Below are 6635 nucleotides of genomic sequence, written 5' to 3' on the forward strand. Positions count from 1 at the left end.
CCAAGCTAGCGCCGGGAGCGCCGCCGGAACAACGCGCCCGCGACCGGCACCGCGACCAGCGTGATCCCGCCCCACCACAGCAGCGCGAGCCAGGCCGAGTTCCCGACCGGCCCGCCGAGCAGCAGCGCCCGCACGCTGTCGACCACCGGGGTCACCGGCTGGATCTCCACGAACGCGCGCAGCCCGTCCGGCATCGTGCTCGGCGGCACGAACGCGCTGCTCAGGTACGGCACGAACACCAGGATCATGCCCAGCCCGGCGGCGCTCTCCGTGCCGCCGGCGACCAGCCCGAGGATCGCCGCGATCCACGAGATCGCCACCGTGAACACCAGCAGGATGCCGAGCGCGGCCAGCCACCCGCCGACAGCCGCGGTGGGGGAGAAGCCGATGAGCAGGCCGACGCCGATCATGATCGCGAGCGACAGCGCGTTCCGGACGATCGCCCCGGCGATGTGCCCGGTGAGCACCGCGACGCTCGACATCGGCATCGAGCGGAACCGTTCCACCACACCGCGTTCGAGGTCGTCCGCGACACCGACGGTGGTGGAGGTCGAGTTGAACGTGACGCTGATGGCGATGATCCCGGCGAGCACGTAGTCGATGTAGGCCGTGCCGCCCGTGTTGATCGCGCCGCCGAACACGTAGCGGAACATCAGCATGATCGCGACGGGCAGGAAGATCGCCGTCATCGCCTGGTCGGGGGAGCGCAGGATGTGCCGCACCGACCGTCCGATGAGGACGGCCGAGTTGTTGGCGTTCCAGTACAGGGTGCTCATCGGGCCGCTCCGATCGTCGTCGAGCCGGTCAGGGACAGGAAGACGTCGTCGAGCGACGGGCGGGTCAGCGCGAGGTCGGCGACCTCCGCGCCGGCCTGGTCGAGGCGCTCCAGGACCTCGCGGACGTCACGGGCGCCGTCGACGGGCACGTTCAGCACCAGGCCCTCCCCGGCGTGCGCCTCGCCGAGCACCAGCCGGGCCACCTCGAACGTCTCCGCCGTGGCGAAGGTCAGGTCGAGGCGCTCGCTGCCGACGCGCTGCTTGAGCGACGCCGGGGTGCCCTCGGCCACGACCCGCCCGCCGTCGATCACCGCGACCCGGTCGGCCAGCTCGTCGGCCTCCTCCAGGTACTGGGTGGTGAGCAGGACCGTCACGCCACCGGCCAGCAAGTCGCGCACGGTCTCCCAGACACCGGCGCGGCTGCGCGGGTCCAGCCCGGTGGTGGGCTCGTCGAGGAACAGCACCGGCGGCGCGGTGATCATGCTGATCGCCAGGTCGAGGCGCCGTTCCATGCCGCCGGAGTAGGTCTTCACCGGCCGTCCGGCGGCCTCGGCCAGGTCGAACTTCTCCAGCAGTTCGCTCGCCCGGCGGCGGGCCGCGGCGGTGCCGAGCCGGAACAGGCGGCCCATCATCACCAGGTTCTCGTAGCCGGTCAGCAGGCGGTCGACCCCGGTCTGCTGACCGGTCACCCCGATGATCCGCCGCACGTCCCGCGCCTGCCGCACCACGTCGAACCCGCCGACTCGCACCGAACCCGCGTCCGGCGCGAGCAGGGTCGTCAGGATGCGGACGGTGGTGCTCTTGCCCGCGCCGTTGGGCCCGAGCAGGGACACGACGCTGCCGCGCTCGACGGTGAGGTCGACACCACCGAGCACCTCTCTGCCCCCGAAGGCCTTGCGCAGGCCGCTGACCTCGATCATCACTCTCTCCCCTGGAACTGTGTATGGCGTAGACTGCTTTGTGTAAGTGATACACAGTTCTAGGATGGCCGTCAAGGACGAAAGGACGGCGATGACGGCGGAACGCACGCGAACCCTCGAACTCCTGTGGGGCGGCGGCGAACGGCCCACCCGGGGGCCGAAGCCCGCGCTGAGCGTGGACAAGATCGTCCGCGCGGCGATCGAACTCGCCGACGCCGAGGGCATCGAGGCGGTGTCCATGCAGCGGGTCGCGGCGGCGGTCGGCAAGACGACCATGTCGCTGTACCGGTACGTGTCGGGCAAGGACCAGCTGATCGAGCTGATGGTCGACTACGCGGCCGAGGAGGAACCGCCGAAGCCGGCGGGCGAGGACTGGCGCGCCGAGGTCGCGGTGTGGGTGCGCGCGGTGTGGGAGTTCCACCTGCGGCACCCGTGGATGCTGCGGATCCGGTTGAGCGGCCCGCCGTCGGGGCCTCGGCAGCTGGCCTGGATGGAAGCCGGGATGCGGGCCATCTCCGGGCTGGGCCTGACCGGCGCCGAGATGATCTGGGCGATGACCTTCCTGGACGGCGCGGTGCGTGAGCTCGCGCGGATCTCGCTGGACATGGCGGAGGCGCAGCGCGAGGCGGGCATCACCGGGCAGGAGGCGGACGCGGACTTCGCCGCCGGGCTGCGGAAGTACCTGGATCCGGAGCGGTTCCCGATGCTGGCCGCCACGATCGCCGAGGGCACGTTCGACCCGGACGCGGAGGACGCCGGGATCCTGCCGGACCTGGAGTTCGGCGTGCAGCGCCTGCTGGACGGTCTCGAGGCGTACGCGCGGCGCCGGAAACCCTAGGGTGGGGAGCATGTTCGAAGAGCTGCGTGTCCCCGTTCTCGTGGCGCCGATGGCAGGCGGGCCCACGACACCCGAACTCGTCGCCGCCGTTACCGAGGCCGGGGGATCCGGTTTCCTCGCCGCCGGGTACCTGAGCGCGGAGGCGCTCGGCGAGCGAATCGCGAAGACGCGGGAGCTGACGAGCAGGCCGTTCGGGGTCAACCTGTTCGTGCCGGGGCGGGAGTCCGATGTGGATCTGTCGCCCTATGTGCGGCGGATCGAGGAGGAGGCCCGGCACTACGAGGCCGAGCCGGGCGACCCGCGCTGGGAGGACGACGACTACTCGGCGAAGGTCGAGCTCGTGGCGGCACAGCGGATTCCGTTCGTGTCGTTCACGTTCGGGCTGCCGTCCACAACGGACGTGGCGCGCCTGCACGAGGCCGGTTCGCAGGTGATCGTGACCGTCACCACCCCGGAGGAGGCCGTGCGAGCGGTCGAGGCCGGCGCGGACGCCCTGTGCGTGCAGGGGTTCGAGGCGGGCGCGCACCGCGGTTTGTTCGTCGACGATCCGGAGCACCCGGCCGGGGGCGAGGTGTACGGGCTGCTGGCGTTGCTGCGGTTGATCGGGTCCGCCGTGGACCTGCCGCTGATCGCGGCGGGCGGGATCGTGCACGGCGCGGACGTCGCCGCGGTGCTGGCCGCCGGCGCGGACGCGGCGCAACTGGGCACCGCGTTCCTGCGCGCCGACGAGGCCGGGACGCAGCTCGCGCACCGCAAGGCGCTGGCCGAGGGCGGGCGCGTCACGGCCATCACGCGGGCCTTCAGCGGCCGCCCGGCGCGCGGGCTGGTGAACCGGTTCCTGACCGAGCACACGCCGTACGCGCCCTCGGCGTACCCGCAGGTGCACCACCTGACCAAGCCGGTGCGGACGGCCGCGCACGCCGCCGGCGACCCGGAGGGCGTGAACCTGTGGGGCGGGCAGACGTACTCGGTGGCGCCGGAGGGCCCCGCGGCGGAGATCGTGGCGCGCCTGAAGGCCGAAGCGAAGGCGGCGCAGGAGCGGGTGACCCGGCGACTGGGGTAGGTGCGCGGCGCCCGGGCGGGATGGGCTAGGATTTCGGCACACCGGGCGATTAGCTCAGGGGGAGAGCGCTTCGTTCACACCGAAGAGGTCACTGGTTCGATCCCAGTATCGCCCACTCGCTATTTTAGCTGTTCAGACGGCCTGCCGACGACCATCGTCGGCAGGCCGTCGGCGTTTGCGGGGAGCAGACGGGGAGCAGGGTGTGCTGACCACTTCCGCGAATCCGAAGAGGTCACGCCGCATCCGCCTCCTGACCTGCGTGTTCGTCCCAGGTCCATCCGCCGTCGAGCTCCCAGCGTCGCTGCAGGGCGGCCAGCATCGACTCGACCATGACGTCAGTCACGTGGGAGTAGAGGTCGTCGGTGTCCTTGCGCTTGTGTCCCAGGCGCACCAGTCGGAGGATCCGCGGGACGCCGTCTTCGATCAGCCACGTCTCGTGGGTGTGACGTAGGTCATGGAAGTGCATCCCCTGGTTGAGTGGCGCCCAGCCGCGGTCCTCGTCGCCGGCCAAGGCGGGTAGCCACACGCGTCGGCGGAAGTTGGACCGGCGGTGCAGTCCGCCGTTGGCGCCGGTGAAGACGAACCGTGCGTCGGGGTTGCGCTCTCGGTGGTCCCTCAGCAGGTCGGTCAGGAACGGTGGCAGGTGGATGGTGCGGACGCTGGCGGGGGTCTTCGGTGGGCCGAGTTCGAGCCGTCCCCGGACCTCGTGCAGGGCGCCGAAGTTGGGGTCGATCTCGATGCGCGGGTCTTCGTCGAGGTAGGTGCGGATCCACTGCAGTCCGGCCAGCTCGCCCCAGCGCATGCCGGTGTAGGCATCGGTGATGGTCATGAGCCCGGCATCGGGCGTCATCCGCCCGGCTAGTGCGTCGACTTCGTCGCTGCTGGCGTGGGGTCGTTCGGGGCGGTCGTCGAAGGTGATGCGCAGTTTCCGGCACGGGTTCGCGCCGATCAGTCCCTCGTCCACGGCTTCGCCCAGGATCATGGAGAACAACACGAGAATGTCCTGGACGGTTTTGTCGGCCAGGTTCGGGCGGAGCTTCTTGTTCACCCAGCCCTTCACTTCGATCCGCGCGATATCGCCGAGAGCCGTCCCCGACCATCGGGGCAAGATGTGGTTACGGATGTGCGAGTCATAGGTAGCCAATGTCACGTCCGCGGCGTGGTGGGCATCGGACCACGCGCGGATCCACTCGTCGATCGTGGTTTGCGCCAGGCGGGGGTCGGTGAACCGGCGTCGCCGCTGGTCGGACTCCACATCGTTCGCGCGGTTGTCCGCTTCCTCCTGGGTGGCGAACCCAGTCTCCGTGAAGATGGTTCCGTCATTGAGCCGGTAGCGGACACGGAATCCGCCTTGGCGTTTTTCTACCCATGCCATTTTTCGGTTCTCTTCCTGAAGGAGTGGATATGGCCGTGCCGGAATTCGGCACGGCCATATCCACGCTCCGTTGACGGAGAAAATCAACCCAAATGTGTTCAGGGGTCAAAAGAATTCGTGCATGTCAATTGGTACGTCTGCGCGGGCGGACTTGGCGACCCGGAGACGCCCTGCGGCCAGGAGTCCTGCGCAGGGCGGCAGTCGTCGGCACGGTCGCGTCGGACACGATCTGGTCGAGGTTGGCGCGGGAGAAGCGCAGGTGTTTGCCAAGGAAGGTGCACGGCACCTGTCGGCGAGCGGCCCGGCGACGTAGCCACGACTCCCGGACTTGCAGCAGTTCTGCTGCCTGGGCCGGGGTGTACAACACCGGGGCCGAATCATGCCCCAGATGGTCCGTGGGCGACTGAACCCCGTGTGCCAACCGATCCGCGCCGGAACGGCTGCGCGGGGTGGGCAGCGGCGCAGCAAGAGGCGGCGCGGTCCTCGGCTCATCGTTCGCGCTCATCCACGTCCTCCTGTTTGTGCAGCTTGCATGGGGGTCATGCCGCGAGTGGCTGGTCAACTGCGGCGCCGGAGCGGCAGGACCAGGGCGAGCAGCCATCCGGGTCGCCGTCCTCGGCGAGCAGTTGCAGGTGCCGTTTTGGGGGTGCGTCGAGGTCGACTTGGTCCAGTGGCTTGCAGGAGCGGTGCAGGAAGTACTGCCCGCGCAGCTTCTGCCCCTGTTCTGCGGCGCGGGGGTAGCCGTGACGGATCGCGCGGTCGAATTCGACTGCCTCCGCCCAACCGTCGGGGTCGTTGTCCCTGATCCAGCGCCAGCCCGCGTTGCCGTGGAACGGGCAGCCGACACAGGCGGACTTCACCGTCGAGCCGAACCCCCGTTCTTTGAGGAACTCCATGCACCTGGCCCGGTCGAAGCCGAGGTCGAGCAGGGGGAAGGTGTTGCGGAGGAACCGCACTCCGGAGTCCTTCGCCCGTCCGATTTCATCGGTGCTGATTCCGATGGCTTGCTCGGCGTAGATGCCCGGTGGCACTCGTCGCGGATGGGGGTATCCGAGCAGCTCGCGTGCCGCCTTCTTGAGCGGGGTGATCTTGTATTCGCTGGTGCACTGGCGGCGCGCGAGCCCGCGTGAACCGTCCGGGTTGAGGGTGCGCAGCGGCATCGAGACGAAACGGTGATTCGGGTCGCGGGCGTCGGTGCGGATGTTGCCGGCGGACACGCGCCGTACCGGGATTCCCGCCCGCTCGGCGTGTGCTTGAAGCCGGTCGAGGTTGGCGTAGACGGCGCGTGGTTCCCATCCGGTGTCGGCGAACAATGCGACGTCAAACCGAGGGATGACGCCTTCGCAGGCCAGCAGGAGCACGGTCGTGCTCTGCACTCCCGCCCCGAGGGACAGCAGTCGCAAAGCGGGCGGCGCGGCGGCGTGTGGGTGCCGAGCGGTCATGCCGCCCAGCCGTCGTTGCGGGAGTGCTCACGGGGCGAACAAACCGTCGCGGAGGATGGGGCAGCGGTGTGGTGGAGTGCGGTGCGGAAGACGACGACGTCTTCGTGGGTGATGAGGTGGAGGGGTAGGCCGGCGTCGCGTTGTTTGCGGATGAAGTCGCGTTGGAAGAAGCTGCCGCGAGGCACCAGGTCGGTCTCGGCGGCGCGGGCGAGCAGCGCGAC

The 6635-nt window shown here is 69.6% G+C and carries 7 protein-coding genes, 1 tRNA gene and 1 pseudogene; 3 read left to right on the forward strand and 6 right to left on the reverse strand.

The window, feature by feature from the left end:
* Nucleotides 1-5 precede the first annotated feature (5 nt).
* A complete protein-coding gene (locus ABZ215_RS34560) occupies nucleotides 6-776 on the reverse strand; it encodes an ABC transporter permease (protein ID WP_237337345.1) in 771 nt (256 codons plus the stop codon).
* A complete protein-coding gene (locus ABZ215_RS34565; RefSeq protein WP_354954536.1) occupies nucleotides 773-1696 on the reverse strand; it encodes an ATP-binding cassette domain-containing protein in 924 nt (307 codons plus the stop codon). Before ABZ215_RS34565 ends, ABZ215_RS34560 begins: the two co-directional genes overlap by 4 nt.
* A 64-nt stretch (nucleotides 1697-1760) precedes the next feature.
* Here ABZ215_RS34565 and ABZ215_RS34570 point away from each other — a divergent pair, with 64 nt between their 5' ends.
* The 3 genes from ABZ215_RS34570 to ABZ215_RS34580 all read left to right on the forward strand — a co-directional run bounded on the left by ABZ215_RS34570 (nucleotide 1761) and on the right by ABZ215_RS34580 (nucleotide 3712).
* Nucleotides 1761-2534 (forward strand): TetR/AcrR family transcriptional regulator, encoded by a 774-nt coding sequence (locus ABZ215_RS34570; protein ID WP_020420819.1) that lies wholly within the window; start codon nucleotides 1761-1763, stop codon nucleotides 2532-2534.
* 10 nt (nucleotides 2535-2544) lie between these two features.
* Entirely contained in the window at nucleotides 2545-3597 is a 1053-nt protein-coding gene (locus ABZ215_RS34575; RefSeq protein WP_354954538.1) for a nitronate monooxygenase, read from the forward strand.
* 43 nt (nucleotides 3598-3640) lie between these two features.
* Nucleotides 3641-3712, forward strand: a tRNA-Val gene (locus ABZ215_RS34580).
* 117 nt (nucleotides 3713-3829) lie between these two features.
* Here the strand turns inward: ABZ215_RS34580 and ABZ215_RS34585 are convergent.
* The 4 genes and pseudogenes from ABZ215_RS34585 to ABZ215_RS34600 all read right to left on the reverse strand — a co-directional run.
* The gene (locus ABZ215_RS34585; RefSeq protein WP_354954540.1) at nucleotides 3830-4972 is read right to left on the reverse strand and encodes a tyrosine-type recombinase/integrase; all 1143 of its coding nucleotides are present in this window, start codon (nucleotides 4970-4972) and stop codon (nucleotides 3830-3832) included.
* Nucleotides 4973-5096: 124 nt separating this feature from the next.
* On the reverse strand, nucleotides 5097-5573 hold the full coding sequence (locus ABZ215_RS34590) for a helix-turn-helix domain-containing protein (RefSeq protein ID WP_354954542.1): 477 nt from the start codon (nucleotides 5571-5573) through the stop codon (nucleotides 5097-5099).
* A complete protein-coding gene (locus ABZ215_RS34595; protein ID WP_354954544.1) occupies nucleotides 5512-6333 on the reverse strand; it encodes a hypothetical protein in 822 nt (273 codons plus the stop codon). Before ABZ215_RS34595 ends, ABZ215_RS34590 begins: the two co-directional genes overlap by 62 nt.
* A gap of 77 nt (nucleotides 6334-6410) precedes the next feature.
* Nucleotides 6411-6635: pseudogene (locus ABZ215_RS34600) on the reverse strand (site-specific DNA-methyltransferase); the annotation flags it as partial.

Origin of the sequence: Amycolatopsis sp. NPDC006131 (assembly GCF_040614175.1) — a bacterium.
GTDB lineage: Bacteria > Actinomycetota > Actinomycetes > Mycobacteriales > Pseudonocardiaceae > Amycolatopsis_E > Amycolatopsis_E tucumanensis.